Genomic DNA, 22055 nt, shown 5'->3' on the forward strand with positions numbered 1-22055 from the left:
CTCGGCATGCCCGCCGGAGGACAGGGCAACCTGTTCGAGACCGAGCCCTTCCCCCAGGCGGCGCACCGCGAGCTGGGCAACACCCAGATGCGCAAGAACCTGCGCCATGCCACCCACACCATCCGAGACAAGCGCTTGAAGGTCGTGGGTGAGCTTCCCGACTGGGAGGCGCTGCGCGATGCCGGCAGCGCCATCAAGAACAATTCCATGGCCACCCTTGCAGAGCGGCTCGAAGAGTTCGAGAAGAACTTCACCGCCCGCGGAGGCGTGGTCCACTGGGCCCGCGACGCTGGCGAAGCGAACAGGATCGTCACCGATCTGGTCAAGGCCACCGGGTCGACAGAGGTGGTCAAGGTCAAGTCCATGGCCACCCAGGAGATCGGCCTGAACGAGCACCTGGAAACCGAGGGCATCGATGCCTTCGAAACCGACCTCGCCGAGCTGATCGTCCAGCTGGGCCATGACAAGCCAAGCCACATCCTGGTTCCTGCCATCCACAAGAACCGCACCGAGGTGCGCGACATTTTCCTCAGCCAAATGCCGGTCGTGGATCCGAACCTCACCGATGAGCCGGCCAAGCTGGCCGAAGCGGCCCGTTCCCACCTGCGCAAGAAGTTCCTGGCCGCCAAGGTCGCGATCTCCGGAGCAAACTTCGCCCTGGCCGATACCGGCACCCTGGGCGTGGTGGAATCCGAAGGCAACGGCCGGATGTGCCTGACCCTGCCCGAAACCCTGATCACCGTCATGGGCATCGAGAAGGTTCTGCCGCACTGGGAGGACATCGAGGTTTTCATGCAGCTGCTTCCCCGCTCCTCCACCGGCGAGCGCATGAACCCGTACACCTCCTTGTGGACCGGTGTCACCGAGGACGATGGCCCGCAGAACGTGCACATCGTCCTGCTGGATAACGGGCGCACCCGCGCGCTGGCCGACCGCTTCGGGCGCACCGCGCTGAATTGCATTCGCTGCTCGGCCTGCATGAACGTCTGCCCGGTCTACGAGCGCACCGGCGGCCATGCCTACGGCTCCACCTACCCGGGCCCGATCGGCGCGATCCTCTCCCCGCTGCTCACCGGCATCGAGGTCGAGGAAAACGGCTCCCTTCCCTACGCCTCCTCGCTGTGCGGGGCTTGCTATGAAGCTTGCCCGGTGAAGATCAACATCCCGGAAATCCTCGTGCACCTGCGTGGCGAAGATGTGGATGCCAAGCGCGCCAAGCACAAGCTGCCAACCCAGATGGACCTGCTGATGAAGGGCGGCTCCTGGGCCTTGGGCAAAGGAAAGAACCTTGGCCTGCTCGAAAAGGCGCTGCCGCTGGGCCGGCTGGCTGCGGGCAAGGACAAGAAGATCAAGAAGCTGCCGGGCATCGCTGCCGGGTGGACCCAGAGCCGCGACATTCCAGCCCCGCCGCAAAAGTCCTTCCGCGACTGGTGGAGCGACGAAAAGGAGTCCAAGTGAGCGCGAAAGAAGAAATCCTCTCCCGCATCCGTTCGGCCCTGGCCGATACCCCGGCGACCGAAGAGGTTCCCCGCGGCTACCGCACGGCCTCGACGCTGGGCGAAGAGCAGCTCATCGAATTGCTGGTGGACCGCTTGGTGGACTACAAGGCAGGCGTTGAGGTGATCGAGGCGGGGCAGATTCCGCAATTCGTTGCCGCCAAGCTCAAGGATGCCTCCAGCGTGGTCTACCCGCAGGGACTGGATGCCAACTGGCTTTCGGCGCTGGGCCAGAACGTGGAACAGCGCGTTGATGCCCCCGGCGCCCGGTTGAGCGTCGCCGAATTGGATGCCACCAGTGCCGTGGTGACTTCTTCGGCGGTTTCCGTCGCCGAATCGGGAACGATCATCCTTAATGGCCAGCCCGACCAGGGGCGCCGCGCCATTTCGCTGGTTCCCGATCACCACGTGTGCATTGTGCCGATCTCCACGATCGTGCAACTGCTGCCCGAGGCCATGCCGCGCCTGTCCATCACCCGGCCGCTGACCTGGATCTCCGGCCCTTCGGCGACCAGCGACATCGAGCTGGAACGTGTTGAAGGGGTGCACGGGCCGCGCACCTTGGATGTTCTGATGGTTCGCGGCCTGTAGCAACTCGCGCATGGCATTATGGCCGGTTCCCCACCTGGAAAAGCCCGGGGAACCGGCCACAAGTTTTCATCAGGCTGGCGCTACTTGGTAGTCACGGCCATTTCGTTGTGCTCGGCATCCAGGAGCACGGAGGCGGTCTTCTTGCCGGACTCCAGGTCGATGGCGTAAACCGACTTCTTGGCTGGCTCGCTAACGTAGGCGGTGTTGCCGTCGATCCGCAAGGACGGGTGGGTTTCCTTCCACTGGCCAGGTCCTTCCCACACGTCGATAGCATCGAGATCCCGGGTGATCTTGCCGGTGCCCGGGTCAATAACATGGATCTTGCCGCCGGTGCCCGACAGGGAGCCAAGGTCTTCAGGTGCGCGAAGTGGCATCTCCATTGGTGGTCAACAAGGACCCATTTTCCAGGGCCGCAGATGCCCCGTGGCAGGCCGGCGATTCAAGGGTTTCAAGCTCCGGCAATTTCCCATCGGCCTCTGCCAGCGTGCGGAACCAACCGTCCAGCAGCGACGGCGGCAAAGGCAGTTTCGGGTAATTCCGGGGTGTGCAGCATCGGAGGTCCAGCGGAACCACGGAGGTGCAGCGCAACCATCAGATCGCCGCGTGCGTTTGGCTCAAGGCCCAGCCCCGCTCTACCTCCCACAAGTCCTGCTCTATGCGCCGGGTACTGCCGTCATCGATAACAGCACATTCGGGATGAGTCTGCTTACATGAGTGGATAGGCTGAAGCATTTTCCGAAAGACATCCATGGCTGAGCAGCACCCACCAGTGCCGGCGCACTCCGTTCCCGATTCCGCCCTGCGCTTCATCGGATTCCTTTCGTTTTTTGACCGCTACGGCACTCCGCCGATGCTGCTGGCGCTCTCGCTGAGCACGTCTTTGGACTTCTCCCAAGCGGTTCAGCTTGTCGCCGCCTACTCGTTGTTCTACGCCATCGGGCAACCGCTGTGGGGACTAGCCAGCGATCGCTTCGGACGACTTCTCGTCCTGCGTTCAGCGCTCATTGGTGCCGGGGCCGGCGCCCTGGCAAGTGTCATGTTCAGTGAATATGCACCTTTGCTCATTGCACGAAGCTTCACCCGACTGATGTTCGGCGCGCTCTATCCGACGCTCCTGACCTTGCTCGGCGACACTCGCCACGGTGTTGAACGGGCACGCGGGCTATCGGATCTTCAGATCTATTCTTCCTTGGGCACCACCTTGGCCACGCTCTCGGCAGGAGCGCTCGCTACCTATCTGGATTGGCGCCTGGTCTTCGCGCTTCCAGCGCTAGGGAGTCTCGCAGCGCTGTATTCCTTGCGTCGTTTGCGAGAGCCACAGCACTCGCGCAGCAGTTTTAGCCTTGCAGCGGCATTGCGTCCAATGAATTTAGCCTTGTACACCATCGTCTTCCTGGAAGGCGCGCTGCTGATGGGCCTGCTGACCTACGTTGTACCCGCCTTGCAGCGCTCGGGTGCATCCATTGAAGTAGCGGGCGTCTTGGGGTGCGGCTTTGCAGTGGGAGTAATTTTGGGTGCCCGGCTAATGCGACGGCTGTTGGCGCGATTCTCGCGGACCTGGCTTATCGGTGTCGGCGGATTGCTGCTCTGTGGAGCTTTCCTGCCATCCGCGCTCTGGCCTTCAGCCGGTTCCTATGCCGCCACTGCCCTGCTCCTGGGGGCCACGAATGCCATCATGCACTCTTCGATGCAGGGCTGGGCCACCGACATCGCACCGGATGCACGGGCAACCACGGTATCGTTCTTCGTATTTTCGCTTTTCGGCGGCGCCTCGGTGGCCACTTATGTCAGTGCCGCCACCGCAGAACAGGGACGCTACGCGCAGATTTTCGGCTACGGCCTGGTCTTCAGCCTCGTGTTAACTGCTCTCGCGACCATTACCCATGCGCTATGGCGCAAGAAGACCCCAGGCAACTAAACTGTCCGCGACTTGGCAGCACAAACGGCCTCTGAATGGGCAACGCCTTACTGCACTTTGAGCGGAGCCTATTTGAACGCGCTGATGATCACGCCTGCACCCATCAGGAACAGCGCCGCACAAGCCGCCCACTCCAAACGCAGAGCGATCTCTGGTCGCTTGAACCAGTGCATTGCCTTGGACGCAGCAGTACTCAAAATCAGCATGTAGCTGAAGCCTACGGAAGCGAAAATTGCACCTAGCCCCATCCCCCAGAGGAAAGTATTGGAATCTTTCGGGATGAAACTTGGCATCATGGCGAGAAACAGCAAGCCCAGCTTTGGATTTAATGCAGCAGAAAGCATGCCAGCGGCAAAGGTCTTTCCCAATGAGTGAACCTCTCGACGATGCCCCTCACGAGTTTCAGTGCGAGCGATCGCGCTATCGGCCTTGGCAACCGCTCGCGATTTCAGGAAGCCGCTGAGCCCCAGATACGCCAGATACAGTCCGCCGAGAATGGCGATAATGGTTTCGACCATGGGAAACCGTTGAATTACCGAAGCCGCGCCAGCTCCCGCCAAGGTAGCCCAAGCGAAAATGGCGACCATCATTCCCAGCGCTGCAATAATTCCGTGCATCTGCCGCACTAGCGAATAGCGCAGCACGAGGAAAGTATCTGGTCCAGGTGAAAGTGTCACCATCACGCACACGCCAAGGTATGCGCAGAACGAAGCCCAAGTCATAATGCACCAGTTTAGAAACGAAATGGCTTCATCGGCTAAACGGTGACGATGGCATCAACCAGTTTCACGGTTGGCAGCCGCCCTTGTCCACAAGGGCTTCTGGGGCTCGAGCAGAACATTTTCGCCAGTTTGTACGAGAATTGACCCAAGCATTGATTTAATAGACTCACCATCAAGTTTGAAAGCAGGCGGCAATGTCTACTCCGAATGGCGAACCGCAGAATCCATACACTGCGGGGCAGCCAAACCAGGGCCAGAATCAGCGGTTCGGGCAGCAAGGGCAATACCAGCAGTCGCAGTATCAACAGTCCCAGTACCAGCAGTCTCCATACCAGCAGACTCCTTACCAGGCTGGCTATCCGGGATATCCAACGCAGGCTCAGTTCGAGGGAAGCCAGCTGGCCCAGACCTCCATGATCCTTGGCATTCTTTCGATCTTTATCTTGAATGTCATTTTGGGTCCCATAGCAATCGTCAAGGCCAACCGGGCCGAGCGCGAATTTAATACCGCGGCAACCGTGGGCAAGGTGACTGGCTGGATTGGCACCATTATCGGCTTGTTCTGGGTTCTTGGCTTCGTGGGCATGATGGCTCTGGCAATCTTCGCGCCAGAAATGTCCTACGACACCTACGACAACGGCTTCTAGGCTCACTAGAAAATCCGCTTAACGACAAAAGCCTCCGAACCATAACTGGTTCGGAGGCTTTGCCGGTATCGGCCCTCATACCGCCAACCCCATGGCGGTTCTCGGGAAGCTATTTAGGCTGCGGCAGGCAGTACGAAAGAAGCATCGAGCTCGATCTTGACCTTGTCGCTGACCAGAACGCCACCGGCTTCCAGTGCTGCGTTCCAGGTGATACCGAATTCCTTGCGGGAGATGGTGGTGGAGGCGAAGAAGCCAGCGCGGGTAGCACTGAAGGCGTCGACAGCCTGGCCGCCAACCTCAACTTCGAATTCAACTTCCTTGGATACGCCACGGATGGTCAGGTCGCCAACCAAGATGAACTCGTCGGCGCCGCCCTTGAGGCCGGTCGACTTGAAGGTCATGGTTGGGAACTGCTCGGCGTCGAAGAAGTCAGCGCTCTTAAGGTGGCCGTCGCGGTTTGCATCCTTGGTGTTGACCGAGCTGATCTGAACGGAGGCTTCAACGCTGGAGGCTTCCAGGGTTTCTGCGATGTTCAGGGTGGCATCGAATTCGGTGAAGCTACCGCGCACCTTGGAGATGCCAGCGTGGCGGACCGAGAAGCCAACCTCTGAGTGCGATGCGTCGAGGTTCCAGGTACCAGCGGTCAATGCAGTTGCAGTCATGTCTAAATCCCTTCGTTACGCCAACAAGTAGTTGACGTTTCAATTTGTTTCGATGACACCAGTATTGCACCAATTAAGTTGAAGCGTCAATGAGTTTTCTCAAAAATCTCCCCAGAGCGCACGAATGAGACCAGGATTCGCATGTTGACCTCAATCTTTAGGCTACAAAATTCTTTTTGAACTACTTGCGCTCTCGATCGATTTTGACTCAATCCGGCGAATTGGGTGCAACCTAGCTCATTCATTCTGCAACCACGGCGGAACCGGGGAAACCAACCCGGGATGAACCTTCAATGGCAAAAGCTGGACCCCGACTTCCAAAGAAGTCGAAGCCCAGCTTGCGAGGTCATCCACTATCGAACGCTATATCAAGGGTTGGAAACCAGCCCTTGATCAACCATCCATTCAAAGGCAACATCTGCTGGCTCGCGGCCAACGACATCCACCTGGTAGTTCAGTTCCATCAGGACTTCATCGGTGAGCAGTGGAGCGATCTGAGCCATGATGCCTTCGACTTCCGGATGCTCTTTCAAGAATTCGCCATTAAAAGCTGGAGCGGCATTGTAGCTCGGGAAGTACTTCTTGTCGTCTTCCAATACCGTCAAGTTCAAAGCCTTGATTCGGCCATCGGTGGTGAACACTTCGCCGAAGTTGCAAGCACCGTCGGCTGTTGCCTGATAGATAGCGCCAACGTCATAGAGGCCAATATTGCTCTCTGGAACTTCAGCCCCGCGGTCAATGCCATAGTGCTCCAGCATTGGCGTCAGGCCATCCCGGCGCGAATTGAATTCAGGGTCGACGCAGAAGGTCAGATCCTTCGGATCCACATCCTTCAGCTCTGAAAGCTTGGTAACCCCCAGGCGTTTTGCCGTCTCTTCATTCATTGCCATGGCATAGGTGTTATTCAGTGGTGCCGGGTCGCCCCAGTCGATGCCATTGGGAATGTCGTCATTTTTCACCGCTTCCCATTGTGCTTGTTCCCCATCGACCGGTTCTTCATGGCCAAGATAGGTCAGCCAAGCGGTGCCGGTGTATTCCCAAAGCACACTAGCGTCCCCGGAGAGCAATAGCTGCCGGGCTGGCTGAGAACCTGGCACGTTGGTCAAGTCGGTGACGTCGTAGCCGGCGGCTTCCAGAGCGATCACGGTGATCTTGCCCAAGAGCAACTGCTCGGTGAACGACTTGGAAGTCACCGTCACCTTCGACTTTTCCTGTCCATCGGCGACCGGCTGGATTTTCCCGGGCCCCACCGCGGGGACGGTACCCGTTGACGGGCTCAGGCCGCAACCGGCTAAACCGATCACCGCAGCGATCGAGACCAGGGACAGTTTCATTGCGTTTTTCATGACAGTCCCTTCGGCCGTGCAACCTGTTCGACGACGCGTCCCAGCCAATCAATGGTCAAGGCCAGCAGCGCAACCAGAAGCGAACCGGTAATCAGTACGACGTTGAGGTTGAGGTTCACCCCGGTGGTGATCAAGATGCCCAATCCGCCACCGTTGATGAAGGTCGCCAAAGTGGCAGTACCCACCAGGAGAACCAGCGCGGTGCGAATGCCGGAAAGCATCACGGGCACGGCCAAGGGCAGCTCCACCTTGAACAGCACTGCCATCAAGCTCATGCCAATGCCTCGCCCGGCCTCTACGATGCGCTGGTCTACCTGTTGCAAGCCCACGATGGTATTGGACAGCACCGGCAGAATGGCATAGATCACCAAAGAGACGATGGCGGTCTTGGCGCCGAATCCAAGCCAGAACGCCAACAGCACGACAACGCCAATTGCTGGAGCTGCCTGGCCGAAGTTGGCAATGGCCCGCACGACCGGCGCCGCACGGCGCAAGCCCGGACGGGTCAGCACAATGCCCAGGGGAATGGCGATGATCAGGACGATCACCGTGGAAGTCACCGTCAGCTTCAGGTGCTCCAGGGTGTACCCCCAGATCGTGGCCGGATCCAATGTCTGGCGTTCGGTCTCGGTCAGGTCAGCGGTCAGCAGCCACGCCATGAGCACCGCGAAAGCCGCGGCGATGGCCACGATTTGCCATATAAGAGTTCGTTTTTCTGCGCTCATACAGGTTCACCATCCGGATTGGCGGCCCCGCTATCGATGTCCACGATGTTGATAGCTCCAGAATTCAACCCGACCGGTGCCGAGCGGTCCCCGTCTTGGGCGCCATTGGCCGCTGCGATCGCTTCCATCACCGTCTGGACGGTGATGGTGCCCAGCAGCACGTCGCGCCGGCCGGTGACCAGCGCCGATTCGGAACTGGCCACCAGCATCGTGTCCAGGGCATCGTTGAGCGTTGCCTGCTCGCCAACGACCGGAAGGCTCTGGTCAAAGGTGCCGTCGATGATCTCCGCACGCGAGAGCTGCCGTCGATCCAACCGGCGCAAGGGACGCCCGCGTGAATCCAAGACCACGGCGTACTTGCGGCCAGCGCCTTGCACTTGCGAGAGCACATCGGAAGCCCGCTTGCCCGGCGATGTCGTGATCGCTTCTTCCAGGTCCACCTCGTTGACCCGGGTCAGCGTCAGCTGCTTCAAACCTGCGCCGGAGCCAATGAAGTTCTCCACGAATTCGCTGGCCGGATTGGCCAGGATCCTTTCGGGAGAATCGTATTGCTCCAGCTGCGCGCCTTCGTTGAAGATGGCGATCCAGTCCCCCAGCTTCACCGCTTCGTCAAAGTCGTGGGTGACGCAGACAATGGTCTTCTGGACCTCGGACTGGATGTTGAGCAGCTCATCTTGCAAGCGCTGGCGGGTGATCGGATCAACCGCGCCGAAGGGCTCGTCCATGAGCAAAACCGGAGGGTCAGCCGCCAAGGCACGGGCCACTCCAACGCGCTGCTGCTGGCCACCGGAAAGCTCCTTCGGGAAGCGGTCCCGGTACAGCTCGGGATCCAGTGATACCAGCTCCAGCAGCTCATCGACACGTGCCGCGATCTTTTCCTTGGACCACCCCAGCATCTTGGGAACCATGGCGATATTGGTTGCCACGGTCATATGCGGGAAGAGCCCGCCAGCCTGGATGACGTAGCCAATACGCCGGCGCAGCTCGTCGCCATTCATGCCGGTGACGTCTTCACCGTTGATCACAATTTTTCCGCTGGTAGGCTCGATCAGCCGGTTGATCATTTTCAGGGTCGTCGTCTTGCCGCAGCCCGACGGGCCAACGAACATCACGATGGATCCGGCGGGGATTTCCAAAGTGAGGCCGCCAACTGCGGATTTCTTCTGCCCGGGGTACGTCTTGGTCACTTCTTCGAGCATGATCGACGCGCCAGTGACATCCTGTGCGGTCATGGTTTCGGAATTCTTATTTTCAGACACGGATACCTCGCGGGGTAGTCAGTCGGCCGATGCCGAGCAAAATCAAGTCAAGAATGAGCGCAAGAATCACGACGCCGGCCACGCCGGTCACGACAGATTCCAGGGAGTTGGCTCCGCCAAGGCGGGAAAGGCCCTGGAAAATGAAGCCACCGAGGCCCGGGCCCAGCGCATAGGAGACGACCGCGGCTACGCCCATGACCATTTGGGCCGAAACTCGCACGCCGGTCAGGATGACGGGCCAGGCGATGGGCAGTTCCACGGCGATGAGGGTTTTGAGCCGGCTCATTCCGATGCCCTTGGCGGATTCGACGATGGACGGTTCGATATTATTCAGGCCCACGATGGCATTGCGCAGAATTGGCAGTGCCGCGAAGAATGTCACCACGATCACCGCTGGTGCAACACCAAAGCCAAAGGGAACAATCAGCAAGCCGATCAACGCGAAGGACGGGATGGTCAGCCCGATGGCGCTGACGGAGTTGGCGATGCCGGAAAGGGGCTTATTGCGGTACACCAGTACGGCAATAAGAACAGCAATGATAGTTGCCAGGATCAGGCACTGAGCTACCAGCGAAAAGTGCTGCCACGAGGCGAAGAAAATATGGCGATATCGCTCGCCAAAATAGTCACCCACATTAAAACCTACTTCACTTTAGTTACGTATCCAGATCGATCTCGGGGCAGCAAGACTGCCCCGTTCATGCCTAGAGCTTACCGGGGGTAACTCAGGTCACCAAGATTATTGGGGCGGGGCAGGGCGTCCCGCACCATGATTTACTGGGCACAACAATCCTTGTGGGGAGCTGAAACAGGGTGTGAATTCGACCCGAAATGTAGTGAGATAGGAACATGAAACTTGCTACGCTCCGCCTCGCCAGCGAACCCGGCCATACCACGGCAGCTCTCATCGACGATGGCAGGGCCTACTATCTGGACAATCTAGACACCGTGCAGCGTTTCCTTCGGCTCGATCCCGAAACCCAGCAGGAAGTCATCGCCCGCGCGCTAGTCGGCGAGTCCATTGCAGAGGGCGAAGCCGACTACGCCCCCTTGATTCCCCAGCCGTCGAAGATCTATTGCATCGGCTTGAACTACAAGTCGCATGCGGCAGAGGTCGGCGAGGAATTGCCCAAGTACCCCACCGTATTTGCCAAGTTTGCCTCATCGCTCTGCGGTGCCAACGACGCGGTGGAGATCCCGGTAGAAGACCATCGAGTTGATTATGAGGCCGAATTGGCCATCATCATCGGTGCACCGGGCCGCCGAATCAGCGAGGAGTCCGCCCCGGAACATATTGCCGGCTATGCCGTTTCCAGCGACGTTTCCATGCGCGGATACCAGGGGCGCACGCAGGAGTGGTTGCAGGGAAAGATCTGGGATCGTTCCACACCCCTTGGTCCGTGGCTGGTGACTCCGGACGAATTGGATCCAGCAGCAAAAATCACCAGTTCCGTCAACGGCATGGTAGTCCAGGAGGCCCGGATCGACGATTTGATCTTCTCCGCGAGCGAGCTGGTCTCCTACCTCTCGACCTTCAACGAGCTGCAGCCCGGTGATGTCATTCTGACCGGCACCCCTGCAGGTGTAGCCCTGGGACGACGCGACGAAAATGGGCGTCACCCGTGGCTCAAGCACGGCGATGTGCTGGAGACCCGGATTGAGGGTCTTGGAATGGCCCGGACAACGTTCCACGCACCACAGAACTAGCCATTTAGCTGCAATGGGTCTGCCGGTTGGTCCGGTGGGCCCTTTGCCTTGCGATCGCCTCTACGCTTGTTATTGAGAACGATTCTCATATAAGCTGAATGGTGTGAAAGTCATAGTTCTCTCTTCCCTCGACACTTCCTGCCGTGATGCAGGGCTTAAACACCTGCTGGGCCACCATCCGCAGGCCGTGGTGCTTTCCTACGACTTCGTCGAAGGCAACCGCCTGGTGCGCACCGTCTCAGGAAATGCCTCCGCAGAATACGGCGAGGCAGTTCTCGAGCATCCGTGCATCGGCTGCGCGGTCAAATACGAGATTTTCCCTGCCATCCAGCGGCTGGCACCACGACATGCCGACGCCACAATGCTCCTGGGACTGCCAGCAACTTGGCACAGCGGATCCGTGCTTGAAACCCTTGCCGAAAAGCTGGAGCTGGCAGGCATCAGCGTGGGCAGCAATGTCCTGTCTTTGGATCCGGTCGAACTTGAAGACCAGATGTGGGATCGGCACACGCTCTGGGAATCGGGTTTCAGCTCCATGCAGCAAGACCAGCGGACCCCCGGGGAGTATTTCTTCACCGAGCTCATGCAAGCTGACACCCTGGTTCCGGTGGAGGGGATGCAGACTCAGCTTCTTGAAGCACCGGACAGCCCCCGCCGCGATGGCGGAAAAGACTTCATCGCAGGGTTAGAGCTTGCCCAGCATCTGGCCCCGCATGCCGCGTTGTGCCGCCATGGCAGCGAACTCGGCTCCTTCAGCTACGAGGCCGTCCAATGGCGAACCCGGGCAGGCCACGTTCCGATGGCCCGCCACCTCGCCCCTTCTGGCCGGACTCCCCTTCACTTGCACGCTGAACGCCCGTTGCACCCGCAGCGATTCCGCGAAGCGCTCTCCGAGCTTGCCGCGTCCTGCACTTGCCTTCGGGGCCGGCTTTGGGTGGCCAGCGCGCTCAGTGAGCGAGTGGCTATTGGCGGCGCCGGGCCACGCATCTGGATGGAAAATACAGGTTCATGGTCGACAGAAATTGCCGCCTCTGAACTGATGCTCTATGGCTCGGAACATGAAGCCGGACAGATCTCCAAGATCTTCGAGAACTGCCAAGTCACCGAGGACGAGCTCCAAGACCTGCTGGCAACTGCTCCTGCTCCGGCCAACAACCCTGATCTGCAAGGAGGTGAATGAAATGAAGGTTCGCAACTCACTGCGCTCGCTGAAAAACGAGCCAGGTTCCCAAGTTGTCCGCCGCCGCGGACGCGTCTTTGTCATCAACAAGAAAAATCCTCGGCTCAAGGCCCGCCAAGGATAGCGGCTTGTCCTGCCAGCAAGTCCGTGCAACTTGCTGGCAGGAGGACCGCCCAACGCGTGATTCACGCCACTCACCTGCGCATTCAGTGACATGGGTCGCACTCTGGCCTAGGATGTGAGCTATGAAAGCTTGGGCTTTCGTGTCATCACCCACTCGCGCAAAGGATTGTTGAGCTTATGGAAGCGCTGGGAACACTCTTCGGAGATATTTCCTCATTTATTTGGGGGCCTTTTTGCCTCATTCCGCTATTGCTGGGCACCGGCCTGTACCTGACCATCAGGCTCGGCGGACTGCAATTCGTCAAACTTGCAGCTTCCCTTCGCCTCGGGCTGCTCAAGCGCAAGGACGACGGCGCTGAAGGCGACGTCTCCCAGTTCCAGGCCCTAACCACTGCACTGGCTGCCACCGTGGGAACAGGCAACATTGTCGGTGTTGCCACCGCTATTGGCATCGGCGGCCCCGGCGCCCTGTTCTGGATGTGGGTAACCGGCCTGCTGGGCATGGCTTCGAAGTATTCTGAAGCATTCCTCGGAGTCCGGTATCGCGGCACCGACGCGGCCGGCGAAAAATCCGGCGGCCCGCAGTACTACCTGCAACGCGGTATCCGCGGCCCGCTGGGCAAGTTCCTTGCCCTGTTCTTTGCCATCGCCGCCACCCTGGCCAGCTTCGGCATCGGAAACATGACCCAGGGCAATTCCATCGCGGCCAACCTGGACAACTCCTTCGGGGTCACGCCTTGGGTTACCGGCCTCGTCTTGACCGTCCTGTCCTTGGCCGTGCTTGTTGGCGGCATCAAGTCCATCGGCAAGGTCACCGCAGGCTTCGTGCCAGTCATGATCGTTTTCTACGTTGCAGCTTCGATCTTCATCCTGGTCTCCAACGTTGCTGGCATTCCGGCAGCCTTCGCCGAGATCTTCTCCGATGCCTTCACCGGCACCTCGGCAGTTGGCGGATTCACCGGCTCGGCCATTATCATCGCCGTTCAGTACGGTGTGGCTCGCGGTATTTTCTCCAATGAATCCGGCATGGGCTCGGCAGCTATCGCAGCGGCCGCAGCGCGGACCACCCACCCGGTTCGCCAGGGCCTGGTATCGATGACCCAGACCTTCATCGACACCATCATCGTTGTTACCTGCACCGGCCTGGTCATCATCACCACCGGCACATGGAACAAGATTGATGAAGCCACCGGCGAGCAGGTTTCGGCCGCGCTGATGACCGGCGAAGCCTTCACCCACGGCCTGCCCGGCCAGTGGGGCCACTGGATTGTCACCATCGGACTGGTGATGTTCGCCTTCTCGACCATCCTGGGCTGGTGCTACTACGGTGAACGCAATATCGAGCGCCTGATCGGCCGCAAGGCAGTCATGCCGTTCCGCGTGCTGTTCTCGCTGATCGTGTACGTAGGTTGCACCACCGAGCTGACCGCCGTATGGAACTTCTCCGACATGATGAATGGCTTGATGGCCCTACCGAACCTGATCGGCTTGCTGATCATGTCCGGCCTGATCGCCCGCGAAACACGCTGGTACCTGAAGAACGATCCCCAGCTGGAAGCCGGCAAGGCCCAGATCGAGGACTTCATGAGAGACCGCGATGGCTGGAGCGAATGGAAGTCCGGCGATGTCGTGGGTTCGTCCCACAGGCGCTAGGACTTCAGCGCACCCCTCATAAAAATCATCCCAGCGAGACCCTTGATTCAGGGTTTCGCTGGGATGATTTCTATGTTCAGCGCAGTGCGGTATCTACCGCGCTGCGGCTACGCGTTCCACAGGCCGTAGGAGTCTGCCAAATCCGCGATCTTCTGTGCACGGGCCAGGCGCGGCAAGTACGAGCCATCGCCCACCGAGGCGCCAGCTGCGTGGGCTTCGAGCAGTTCCATTGCCCAGGACAGCTCGTCCTCGCTGGGAGCCAGGGCGGCATTGATGCCATCAACGTGATCTGGTGAGAGCGAGAGCTTGCCGGTCATGCCCATGGATGCGGTGACCCGGGTTTCCTCGGTGACCTTGGCAGCATCGGAACCTGCTGGCGGCGGGCCGTCAATGGCGCCGGGCAGCTTTCCGACGCGGGATGCGATGACCAGCTTGCCCCGGGCATAGGCCAAGGCCAGCGGGTCGTCGGAGACACCGGTGTCCTTGCGGAAGTCGTTGACACCGAAGGCCAGGCGGAAGGTGCCCGGGGCTGAAGCGATGGACGTCGCATTCTCGATGCCCAGTGCGGTTTCAATCAAGGCAAGGACCGGAGTACCTGCGCGCAGGCGCATGGCGCTGTAGGTCACCTGCTCTGGCTGCTCGGTCATGGCGAGCATGATTCCGCGAAGGCCCGGAGCCTCGGACAGAGCTGCGAGATCGTCAGCCCAGAAGTCGGTATCAATTCCATTAACACGCACCCATGCGGTCATGCCATTGGACAGCGCGCGGACGACATTGTCGCGGGCTTGAAGCTTCTTGTCATCCGGAACGGCAGCTTCCATATCGAAGATGACCGAGTCCGCTTCACAGGCAAGAGCCGGAGCGAAATCCTCCTCTTTTGCTGCGTTCACCAAAAGCCAGGAACGGGACAGTTTTGCTGGGAGAGCCGCTGCTCGACGATTTCGAAATGCCATAGTTCCCAGACTACTCACTCGTGCCATGGTGCTTCCACTAGGCATGTACACTATTTGCCTCAAATCGGCTGGAATTGACTCCCAGTGTGAGAGCAATTACAAGTTGTCGGCGCATTTCCGGTAATGTCACACGACGGCGGTCTTTTGTGACCGTTCACCATCGAGTTTTACGCTTCAGTGGAAGCCGCACGACAAAGGACCTGCGTGGAAACAAAAGAATCAATTGCCCCCGCAGAGACTGGACCCAAGCTGAAAAGGGCATTGTCCAATCGACATATCCAGCTCCTAGCCATCGGCGGTGCCATTGGCACTGGCCTGTTCATGGGCTCGGGAAAAACCATCTCTGTTGCAGGACCATCGGTCATCCTGGTCTACATGGTCATCGGATTCATGCTCTACTTCGTGATGCGAGCTATGGGCGAATTGCTGCTTAGCCGTACCGATTACCGCAACTTCTCCGATTTTGCCGGGGATATCCTTGGCCCCTGGGCCTCCTTCTTTACCGGCTGGACTTACTGGTTCTGCTGGATCGTGACCGGCGTTGCCGATGTCATCGTCATCGCCTCGGTGTATGTCACCTATTGGCTGCCGCTCATCCCGCTGTGGATTCCGGCCTTGGCCGTCATTGTGCTGCTGGTCCTGCTTAATCTCCCGTCAGTGCGCGGATTTGGCGAGACCGAGTTCTGGTTCGCGCTGATCAAGATCGTCGCTATCGTGCTCTTGATTGTCATTGGGCTGATCCTGATTTTCACCGGCTTCGAACATGACGGCGCCCAGGCGTCGTTCCTGAACTTGTTCAACGTCGAGGGCGGGTTCTTTGGCGGCGGAGTCATGGGCTTTGTCATGGGCTTCCAAATTGCCGTATTCGCCTTTGTCGGCATCGAGCTCGTGGGCACGGCTGCTGCCGAAACCAAGAACCCGGAGCACAACCTGCCGAAGGCCATCAACGCCATCCCGGTCCGCATCCTGTTGTTCTATGTCGGCTCGCTGGCCATCTTGATGGCCGTCGTTCCATGGAATCGCTTCACTGCTGACGAATCGCCGTTCGTGATGCTGTTCTCGCTCGCCGGCTTGGGAGCCGCTGCCCATCTGGTCAACGCGGTTGTGCTCACGTCAGCCACCTCGTCGGCAAATTCGGGAATCTACTCGACTTCGCGCATGATCTTCGGACTGTCCACCGAGGGCAATGCGCCGAAAATCTTCAGCAAGCTCACGAGCCGACAGGTTCCCCGCAACGCGCTATTCCTCTCCGGAGTGGTGTTGCTCAGCTCGATTGTCCTGCTGATTTTTGGTCTGGATAAGTCGACCGGATTCTCGATTGTTACGACGATTTCCTCGCTGTGCTTCATGTTCGTCTGGACGATCATTCTGGTGAGCTACCTGGTGTATCGCAAGCGACGCCCAGAAGCGCACGATCAGTCGGTGTTCAAAATGCCTGGCGGCACCTTCATGCCGTACGTGGTGATGGCGTTCTTCATGTTCCTGCTTTGGGCATTCACCCGCGATGCAGACACCTTGGCGGGCTTGATCGCGACGCCTATCTGGTTTGTCATTGTAGGCATTGGATACCTGTTGCTGCGCAACAATCCCCAGCACCACAAGCTGCGCCAAGCGCATGAGGCACGTGTAGCCGAAGAGAAGCGCGAGGCGGCTGCCTACCTGGCTTCCAAGCAGGGCTAAGAGCTGCCTGCATCTGTACGCCGGCAAACCGGGGCGATCCATCAATATGAAGATCGCCCCGGTTTTCTGCACCCCGGCCGGCTCTTCAGTTAATGCGCCGCGACAGGCAGCTGTAGGGAAGGTCCCTGCCAAGAAAAAGTACTTCCAGCAAGCTCATGCTCTCGCCGTAGCGGCTGTAGGCCCACGGTGCCTCGTGGCCAATCCGGGATGAGATCTTCGCGAAATGCAAGATCGTATCCTCATCCCAGCGGCATGTATGCCCATGGGCAAACACTTCGTTGTGCTCCAGCACTGCTCCGGAGAGCCCGTTCAGCATTTGCACGCTTTCCTGGTTGTCCAACCCCCGAACCAGGAATTCCGGATGTCCTACGAGGCTTAGCCCGATGGTGTACGCGAAGGGCTGGTCATATCGGCCAGGCTCCACGAACAGCACCTGCCGCCCGTAGTCCCGGATGCATTGATCGGTTCTCGCATCGGCTTCTTCGATGCTCATCCCGTCACAGATATCGCACATGGTCCGTCTCCTCTCCCTGGCCCGCGACTGCCGAAAGCCGCTAGGCGGCGCTGCGGAAATCCTGGTCTTGCTCATTGGCATTTATCGAACCCACGTTCACCGGTGCCTCGCAAAGGATCCATTCCGGATCCAGGCCCTGAAGCGCCTGATCGAAAAAGCCCAAAAAGTTCAGGTCCAAGTCCAATTCGCGGAAATTCAGTTCCTTGAAAAAGGGCGTTTCACCCCGCCCTATGTCGAAGGACTGCTGATGGGCGGTCACCTGTTCCGCCAAGTGCCGCAAGAGCGCGAGCACCTCTTCCACCGTGCCGGTCGTGCTGGCAATTTCAGGATGGCCCAGCCAGCTCAATCCCAGCGTTGTCCCGATGACTCGCTGGGAGTGCGGCAAGCGAAAAGCGGTCAGAGCATAGCCATTTTGCTCGATTTCAGCGTTGAGGCTCAGAGCAATTCGATCCTCAGCAGATAGAGTCCACTTGATCCAGAACTCCATGTTCTCGAAGTCTTCCACGGCATTCCTCCTAGGATGCTTTGCTATGGGCTAGTCTCACGGCAAATCAACTCATCGGAGTCTCGGATTCAGCGAAGTGTGGAAAACAAAGAACGCGCCGCCTGCAACCACAATTGGTTGCAGGCAGCGCGTTCAGTGCAACACCGCCAAGCGGTGCGCCGGAAGCTACTGGGCGGACTGCGCCTCAGCAGCCACGGCAGCAGCCACAGCTGGCATCACTCGCTCATCGAGAGCAGAAGGCACGATGTAATCTTCTCCAAGATCCTCACCGACCAGATCAGCAATAGCGTGAGCAGCAGCGATCTTCATGCCTTCGGTGATCTTCGTGGCACCCGAGTCCAAAGCGCCGCGGAAAATGCCCGGGAAAGCCAGAACATTGTTGATCTGGTTGGGGAAGTCGCTACGTCCGGTAGCAACCACCGCAGCGAACTTCTTCGCATCCTCCGGCATGATCTCAGGAGTTGGGTTGGACAGCGCAAAGATGATCGCGTCCTTGTTCATCTTTGCCACGGCTGCCTCGTCAAACTTCGACGAGGACAAGCCAACAACCACGTCAGCTCCGTCCAAGGCCTCAGCCAGTCCGCCCATGACGTCGTCGCGGTTGGTGCGGCCGGCAAGTTCAGCCTTGATCGGGTTCAAATCATCACGTTCGCGGTTGATGGTTCCCCGCGAGTCGAGCACAATCACATCGGCGACGCCGGCCTTGAGCAACAAGTTCGTGACCGCAACCCCGGCCGATCCTGCGCCGGAAACTACAACCTTCAGCGAGCTGATATCGCGCTTGGTCTGGCGTGCAGCACCAATCAGCGCTGCCAGCACCACAACTGCGGTGCCATGCTGATCATCGTGCATCACTGGGATATCCAGCGCTTCGATCAGCTTCTGCTCAATTTCAAAGCATCGCGGCGCTGAGATATCTTCAAGGTTTACCGCGCCAAAGCTTGGGCGCAATCGCACAATCGTCTCAACGATTTCATCAACATCAGTCGTGTCCAGCACCAGCGGGATGGAATCCAGCCCGCCAAACTCCTTGAACAGTGCGCACTTGCCTTCCATCACGGGCAGCGACGCTGCTGCCCCGATGTTTCCCAGGCCCAGGACTGCAGTTCCGTCCGAAACTACGGCTACCAGGCGCGATGCCCAGGTGTGGGTGGAGTGCTTGGCTGGATCATCGGCGATCGCTTGGGAAACCTTGGCTACTCCGGGGGTGTACGCAATCGACAGATCGCGCTTGGTGTTCAGGGGCATCTGCGACTGGACAGTGAGCTTGCCGCCAATGTGGGCGTCAAAAATTTCTGCGTCGGTGATGGTGGACAGGTCTTTGGTGGATTCAACAGACATTGAATAGCTCTTCTTTCAAGAAAGTTCTGAATGACGAAAACGCAGTACCCACGAATTGGGTGGCAGAGCGTAGGAACGCGCATGACCATTCATCCGACCGCAATGGAGCTTGACCCGCACGCAATTAAGGAGGGCATCAGGCTTCCATGTACACAGTTCCCAGATGGGCTCCGCCGGGTAAGGCTGAAGACTCCCTCGTGGTGTGCCGGAAGATGGCTGGTCAGTACTTTCTTTAGACCTACAATTTCCACCATACGGGAAATGTTTGTCGCAAATCAACCCCTTTTCTTCCATTTGGGCCAATATGACCTCCGTAGCAATGCATCCAGATCACCAGCGTTATGTGCGGTTATCCTCCATCTCGGGCAAAATAAACCTCATGGCATCACCGACTTCAGCTCTGGGCAGGGTCCGTACCTTCGAAGCGCTCGACGACAAGACCACAGCACGGTTGCGGCGCGCGCTGGATGAATCGAATGACACCACTGTATTTGTGAACGGAACTGCACTGCAGCTGCCAGAGGAAGCGCACGAAGCGCTGATCGAGGTGCTCTCGCGCTTTGCCGATGGAGAATCAGTCAGCATCGGCACCCCGGAATTGCTTCTGAACACTTCCCAAGCGGCCCAGATGGCTGGCATCTCCAACAGCTACCTGCGCAAGCTCGCCGATGCAGGAACCATTCCAGTGGAATACCGCGGAACGCACCGCCGAATTCGTCCCAGCGCCATCCAGGCTTGGCTAGATTCCCGAGCCGATAACAGCTAAGAGCCAACAGGATGAGTAGGACTGCGGGCGTTCCACAAGAAATAGCCTGGTGGGATCGAATGCTCATCCGGTTCCCCGGCTATTCGCTGATCGCTTGGGCAGGGTGCTACGGGCTTCATCAGCAGGGGCTGCCCCTGAAATCAGCGGTGCTGATTTTCTTCCTGCTCGCCGTGCCGCTGTTGGCTGCATGGCAAATTCTCCATGTTTGGCAAAGCCGCAAACGCCTGCGCGCTTGGCGCAAGGAACAAGTGCTGTCCCAGCCAGAGCTGGGTGTTCCATATATTCCGCAGATCCGCGGAAAACTCGCTCAAATTGCCGCGGAGAAGACGCTGAGCCCGGAGCCGAAGAAGCCCCGCTTTGGAGCATGGAGCATCTTCCTCCTGGCAACGCTCATCGCTGCCATAGCCATCGCTGCCGGAATTTTCCTTGCCAAAGCGGGGGCGCCGAAGATCGCCGCCTTCGCCATCATTACGCTGCTCTTGGGCGGGCTGGGCCCCTTGCAGATCATGGGCGTGCAAAACCGTGCCTACCGCGCCATAGCCAGGATGCCCAAGAAGCTATCGGAGATTCAGGATTTGGTGACTGCTGAGCGGCATATGCCCAGTTCCCAGCGCTCCACGCAATCCACCGACAGCACTTTGGATGCCGCGGTGCTGATCATCAATGAAGCGCTCGGCCACGCTCAAGATGGTTGCCAACGGGCCGCCGTCGATTGCATCGACCTCTTGGCAGTGCTGGCCAGGGACAGCTGGCCGGCGTCAAGCAAACCCCGGACCTTGGCCGAGAACCTGCATCGGCGGATCAATGGTGCACTGGCCCAGCTCAGTGTTGAAGAGCGTAAATCGAGGAAACGGGGCATGAGGTTCTGAGGCTGGGAACATTGGTTCTTGCCAAGCACTGGATTTCCTGTTGGAATACCAAAGTATTCTATTTGAAAACATGCCTTCACGCGGAGCCTGAACGCGAGGAGCACGCTCCGGCAACGCCTGGAGCCTTGGCCAAGGAGGACCATGACCACCGCACCGCAATCCCTCGCCACCGCCCACGAGGCACTGCTCTCCGACCGCGCTTCCGGCATCAAGCAGTCCGCCGTCCGCGATGTCTTCGAGCTCTCCTTGGATCCATCCCTGGTCTCCTTGGCCGGCGGCAACCCGTACTTGCAATTGCTTCCCCTGGAAAAAATCGGTGAAATCAGCCGGCGCATCATTACCGAGCATGGGCCCGAGGCCTTGCAATACGGTTCCGGCCTGGGCACCGTGGAATTGCGCGAGCAAATCATCGATGTCATGGCAGCCGAGGGAATCAACAACGTCAAGGTAGAAGACGTCGTGGTCACCAACGGATCCCAATCCGCGCAGGACATGGCCTGCAAGGTGTTCTGCAACCCCGGCGATACCGTGCTGTGCGAAGACCCCACCTATGTGGGCGCGCTGAACACTTTCGAAGCCTACCAAGTCACTGCACAGCCAGTGGGCACCGACGAAAAAGGGCTTATTCCCGGAGCCTTGCGCGAGCGCATCAGGCAGCTTCGCGCGGCCGGAGAGCGCATCAAATTCCTCTACACCATCCCGAACTTCAATAATCCGTCGGGCATCACGCTGGCGGCTGAGCGACGCCAGGAAATCGTGGATATTTGCCGCGAAGAAGGCATCCTGATCCTGGAAGACAATCCCTACGGGATGCTGCGCTATGAGGGCCAGGCAGCACCGACCCTGCGCAGCCTGGATCCGGAGAATGTCATCTACATGGGCTCCTTCTCCAAGATCTTCGCCCCGGGATTGCGCATCGGCTGGGCGGCAGTCCCCACGCATCTCTTCCGCCGTTTCTATTTGGCTGGCGAAGCTGTGGCGCTGTGCCCGCCCACCTTGAACCAGATGATCATCAGCGCCTACCTCAATGAGCATGATTGGAAGGGGCAGATCGCTAAGTACAACGACCTCTACCGCTCTCGTCGCGACGCGATGCTCGAAGCGCTGGCGACGTACCTGCCCGCTGAGGTCAGCTACACGCGGCCCGAAGGCGGCTTCTTCATCTGGCTGACGCTGCCGGCGGGAATCGACACCTACAAGCTGCTGCAGCTCGGAGTGAAGGCTGGAGTCATCTTCATCCCTGGCGCGGCCTTCAGCCCTGGCGGACAAGCCGATAACAAGCTCCGGTTGGCCTTCTGCTCCGTCGACGAGGCAACCATCAGCGAAGGCGTCCAGCGCCTGTCGGGATTACTGGCGACCGCCATCGAGTCCAACGGCGCCTAGGTTGCCGCTGGCTGC

General features: G+C 59.0%; 23 protein-coding genes. 12 read left to right on the forward strand and 11 right to left on the reverse strand.

Translation table 11 applies throughout. The features are described from left to right. Nucleotides 1–6 precede the first annotated feature (6 nt). Nucleotides 7–1458, forward strand: a complete 1452-nt coding sequence (locus AC6CHO_RS15045) for a LutB/LldF family L-lactate oxidation iron-sulfur protein (protein ID WP_498216232.1) — start codon at nt 7–9, stop codon at nt 1456–1458. After that, nucleotides 1455–2087 (forward strand): LutC/YkgG family protein, encoded by a 633-nt coding sequence (locus AC6CHO_RS15050; protein ID WP_498216141.1) that lies wholly within the window; start codon nt 1455–1457, stop codon nt 2085–2087. The genes AC6CHO_RS15045 and AC6CHO_RS15050 overlap by 4 nt, the downstream gene beginning before the upstream one ends. 80 nt (nt 2088–2167) lie before the next feature. Here the strand turns inward: AC6CHO_RS15050 and AC6CHO_RS15055 are convergent, their stop codons facing one another. Then, nucleotides 2168–2461 carry a YncE family protein gene (locus AC6CHO_RS15055; RefSeq protein ID WP_498216143.1) on the reverse strand — a complete coding sequence of 98 codons (294 nt, stop codon included), beginning with the start codon at nt 2459–2461 and terminating at the stop codon, nt 2168–2170. Between the two features lie 374 nt (nt 2462–2835). Between AC6CHO_RS15055 and AC6CHO_RS15060 the strand changes: the two genes are divergently transcribed. Continuing rightward, the gene (locus AC6CHO_RS15060) at nt 2836–4005 is read left to right on the forward strand and encodes an MFS transporter (protein WP_498216145.1); all 1170 of its coding nucleotides are present in this window, start codon (nt 2836–2838) and stop codon (nt 4003–4005) included. A 68-nt stretch (nt 4006–4073) separates the two neighbouring features. On the opposite strand, the gene AC6CHO_RS15065 is transcribed toward AC6CHO_RS15060, so the two are convergent. Continuing rightward, nucleotides 4074–4727: a LysE family translocator gene (locus AC6CHO_RS15065; RefSeq protein WP_498216147.1), complete on the reverse strand. Its 654-nt coding sequence runs from the start codon at nt 4725–4727 to the stop codon at nt 4074–4076. 194 nt (nt 4728–4921) lie between these two features. On the opposite strand from AC6CHO_RS15065, the gene AC6CHO_RS15070 reads away from it, so the two are divergent. Continuing rightward, complete coding sequence (locus AC6CHO_RS15070) at nt 4922–5374, forward strand: hypothetical protein (protein ID WP_498216148.1); 453 nt, start codon at nt 4922–4924, stop codon at nt 5372–5374. Nucleotides 5375–5487: 113 nt separating this feature from the next. Here the strand turns inward: AC6CHO_RS15070 and AC6CHO_RS15075 are convergent, their stop codons facing one another. The 5 genes from AC6CHO_RS15075 to AC6CHO_RS15095 all read right to left on the reverse strand — a co-directional run bounded on the left by AC6CHO_RS15075 (nt 5488) and on the right by AC6CHO_RS15095 (nt 10000). Continuing rightward, a complete protein-coding gene (locus AC6CHO_RS15075) occupies nt 5488–6036 on the reverse strand; it encodes a YceI family protein (protein WP_498216150.1) in 549 nt (182 codons plus the stop codon). A 368-nt stretch (nt 6037–6404) separates the two neighbouring features. Then, entirely contained in the window at nt 6405–7382 is a 978-nt protein-coding gene (locus tag AC6CHO_RS15080) for a glycine betaine ABC transporter substrate-binding protein (protein WP_498216151.1), read from the reverse strand. Further along, the gene (locus tag AC6CHO_RS15085) at nt 7379–8107 is read right to left on the reverse strand and encodes an ABC transporter permease (RefSeq protein WP_498216153.1); all 729 of its coding nucleotides are present in this window, start codon (nt 8105–8107) and stop codon (nt 7379–7381) included. The genes AC6CHO_RS15080 and AC6CHO_RS15085 overlap by 4 nt, the downstream gene beginning before the upstream one ends. Next, nucleotides 8104–9339 carry a betaine/proline/choline family ABC transporter ATP-binding protein gene (locus AC6CHO_RS15090; protein WP_498216155.1) on the reverse strand — a complete coding sequence of 412 codons (1236 nt, stop codon included), beginning with the start codon at nt 9337–9339 and terminating at the stop codon, nt 8104–8106. The genes AC6CHO_RS15085 and AC6CHO_RS15090 overlap by 4 nt, the downstream gene beginning before the upstream one ends. A 19-nt stretch (nt 9340–9358) precedes the next feature. Further along, complete coding sequence (locus AC6CHO_RS15095; RefSeq protein ID WP_498216157.1) at nt 9359–10000, reverse strand: ABC transporter permease; 642 nt, start codon at nt 9998–10000, stop codon at nt 9359–9361. A 215-nt stretch (nt 10001–10215) separates the two neighbouring features. Here AC6CHO_RS15095 and AC6CHO_RS15100 point away from each other — a divergent pair, with 215 nt between their 5' ends. The 4 genes from AC6CHO_RS15100 (at nt 10216) to AC6CHO_RS15115 (ending at nt 14029) form a co-directional block, all read left to right on the forward strand. Next, entirely contained in the window at nt 10216–11073 is an 858-nt protein-coding gene (locus tag AC6CHO_RS15100) for a fumarylacetoacetate hydrolase family protein (RefSeq protein ID WP_498216159.1), read from the forward strand. A gap of 103 nt (nt 11074–11176) precedes the next feature. Continuing rightward, nucleotides 11177–12253, forward strand: coding sequence for a GTP-binding protein (locus AC6CHO_RS15105; protein ID WP_498216161.1), 1077 nt, complete (start codon nt 11177–11179; stop codon nt 12251–12253). Between the two features lies 1 nt (nt 12254). Then, entirely contained in the window at nt 12255–12377 is a 123-nt protein-coding gene (ykgO, locus tag AC6CHO_RS15110; RefSeq protein WP_060702636.1) for a type B 50S ribosomal protein L36, read from the forward strand. A 176-nt stretch (nt 12378–12553) separates the two neighbouring features. Continuing rightward, complete coding sequence (locus tag AC6CHO_RS15115) at nt 12554–14029, forward strand: alanine/glycine:cation symporter family protein (RefSeq protein ID WP_498216163.1); 1476 nt, start codon at nt 12554–12556, stop codon at nt 14027–14029. Between the two features lie 107 nt (nt 14030–14136). On the opposite strand, the gene AC6CHO_RS15120 is transcribed toward AC6CHO_RS15115, so the two are convergent. Continuing rightward, nucleotides 14137–14982: an HpcH/HpaI aldolase/citrate lyase family protein gene (locus AC6CHO_RS15120; RefSeq protein WP_498216165.1), complete on the reverse strand. Its 846-nt coding sequence runs from the start codon at nt 14980–14982 to the stop codon at nt 14137–14139. 204 nt (nt 14983–15186) lie between these two features. Between AC6CHO_RS15120 and AC6CHO_RS15125 the strand changes: the two genes are divergently transcribed. Continuing rightward, nucleotides 15187–16662 carry an amino acid permease gene (locus AC6CHO_RS15125; RefSeq protein WP_498216167.1) on the forward strand — a complete coding sequence of 492 codons (1476 nt, stop codon included), beginning with the start codon at nt 15187–15189 and terminating at the stop codon, nt 16660–16662. An 85-nt stretch (nt 16663–16747) separates the two neighbouring features. On the opposite strand, the gene AC6CHO_RS15130 is transcribed toward AC6CHO_RS15125, so the two are convergent. The 3 genes from AC6CHO_RS15130 to AC6CHO_RS15140 all read right to left on the reverse strand — a co-directional run bounded on the left by AC6CHO_RS15130 (nt 16748) and on the right by AC6CHO_RS15140 (nt 19022). After that, nucleotides 16748–17176, reverse strand: a complete 429-nt coding sequence (locus tag AC6CHO_RS15130; RefSeq protein ID WP_498216169.1) for a DUF4262 domain-containing protein — start codon at nt 17174–17176, stop codon at nt 16748–16750. Between the two features lie 40 nt (nt 17177–17216). Next, a complete protein-coding gene (locus AC6CHO_RS15135) occupies nt 17217–17681 on the reverse strand; it encodes a hypothetical protein (protein ID WP_498216171.1) in 465 nt (154 codons plus the stop codon). A gap of 165 nt (nt 17682–17846) precedes the next feature. Then, on the reverse strand, nt 17847–19022 hold the full coding sequence (locus AC6CHO_RS15140; RefSeq protein ID WP_498216173.1) for an NAD(P)-dependent malic enzyme: 1176 nt from the start codon (nt 19020–19022) through the stop codon (nt 17847–17849). 379 nt (nt 19023–19401) lie between these two features. Here AC6CHO_RS15140 and AC6CHO_RS15145 point away from each other — a divergent pair, with 379 nt between their 5' ends. The 3 genes from AC6CHO_RS15145 to AC6CHO_RS15155 all read left to right on the forward strand — a co-directional run bounded on the left by AC6CHO_RS15145 (nt 19402) and on the right by AC6CHO_RS15155 (nt 22040). Beyond that, nucleotides 19402–19788 carry a helix-turn-helix domain-containing protein gene (locus AC6CHO_RS15145; protein ID WP_498216175.1) on the forward strand — a complete coding sequence of 129 codons (387 nt, stop codon included), beginning with the start codon at nt 19402–19404 and terminating at the stop codon, nt 19786–19788. A gap of 11 nt (nt 19789–19799) precedes the next feature. Continuing rightward, complete coding sequence (locus AC6CHO_RS15150) at nt 19800–20657, forward strand: hypothetical protein (protein WP_498216177.1); 858 nt, start codon at nt 19800–19802, stop codon at nt 20655–20657. 141 nt (nt 20658–20798) lie between these two features. Further along, nucleotides 20799–22040, forward strand: a complete 1242-nt coding sequence (locus AC6CHO_RS15155; RefSeq protein WP_498216179.1) for an aminotransferase-like domain-containing protein — start codon at nt 20799–20801, stop codon at nt 22038–22040. Nucleotides 22041–22055: the final 15 nt, after the last annotated feature.

The organism is Glutamicibacter sp. GQ173 (assembly GCF_059759215.1).

Excerpts from the sequence above, each read along its gene's own strand:
- AC6CHO_RS15045 (WP_498216232.1), top strand. The coding sequence starts at position 7 with ATGCCCGCCGGAGGACAGGGCAACCTGTTCGAGACCGAGCCCTTCCCC.
- AC6CHO_RS15055 (WP_498216143.1), bottom strand. The coding sequence starts at position 2,461 with ATGCCACTTCGCGCACCTGAAGACCTTGGCTCCCTGTCGGGCACCGGC.
- AC6CHO_RS15060 (WP_498216145.1), top strand. The coding sequence starts at position 2,836 with ATGGCTGAGCAGCACCCACCAGTGCCGGCGCACTCCGTTCCCGATTCC.
- AC6CHO_RS15065 (WP_498216147.1), bottom strand. The coding sequence starts at position 4,727 with ATGACTTGGGCTTCGTTCTGCGCATACCTTGGCGTGTGCGTGATGGTG.
- AC6CHO_RS15070 (WP_498216148.1), top strand. The coding sequence starts at position 4,922 with ATGTCTACTCCGAATGGCGAACCGCAGAATCCATACACTGCGGGGCAG.
- AC6CHO_RS15075 (WP_498216150.1), bottom strand. The coding sequence starts at position 6,036 with ATGACTGCAACTGCATTGACCGCTGGTACCTGGAACCTCGACGCATCG.
- AC6CHO_RS15080 (WP_498216151.1), bottom strand. The coding sequence starts at position 7,382 with ATGAAAAACGCAATGAAACTGTCCCTGGTCTCGATCGCTGCGGTGATC.
- AC6CHO_RS15085 (WP_498216153.1), bottom strand. The coding sequence starts at position 8,107 with ATGAGCGCAGAAAAACGAACTCTTATATGGCAAATCGTGGCCATCGCC.
- AC6CHO_RS15090 (WP_498216155.1), bottom strand. The coding sequence starts at position 9,339 with ATGACCGCACAGGATGTCACTGGCGCGTCGATCATGCTCGAAGAAGTG.
- AC6CHO_RS15100 (WP_498216159.1), top strand. The coding sequence starts at position 10,216 with ATGAAACTTGCTACGCTCCGCCTCGCCAGCGAACCCGGCCATACCACG.
- ykgO (WP_060702636.1), top strand. The coding sequence starts at position 12,255 with ATGAAGGTTCGCAACTCACTGCGCTCGCTGAAAAACGAGCCAGGTTCC.
- AC6CHO_RS15115 (WP_498216163.1), top strand. The coding sequence starts at position 12,554 with ATGGAAGCGCTGGGAACACTCTTCGGAGATATTTCCTCATTTATTTGG.
- AC6CHO_RS15120 (WP_498216165.1), bottom strand. The coding sequence starts at position 14,982 with ATGGCATTTCGAAATCGTCGAGCAGCGGCTCTCCCAGCAAAACTGTCC.
- AC6CHO_RS15130 (WP_498216169.1), bottom strand. The coding sequence starts at position 17,176 with ATGTGCGATATCTGTGACGGGATGAGCATCGAAGAAGCCGATGCGAGA.
- AC6CHO_RS15140 (WP_498216173.1), bottom strand. The coding sequence starts at position 19,022 with ATGTCTGTTGAATCCACCAAAGACCTGTCCACCATCACCGACGCAGAA.
- AC6CHO_RS15145 (WP_498216175.1), top strand. The coding sequence starts at position 19,402 with ATGGCATCACCGACTTCAGCTCTGGGCAGGGTCCGTACCTTCGAAGCG.
- AC6CHO_RS15150 (WP_498216177.1), top strand. The coding sequence starts at position 19,800 with ATGAGTAGGACTGCGGGCGTTCCACAAGAAATAGCCTGGTGGGATCGA.
- AC6CHO_RS15155 (WP_498216179.1), top strand. The coding sequence starts at position 20,799 with ATGACCACCGCACCGCAATCCCTCGCCACCGCCCACGAGGCACTGCTC.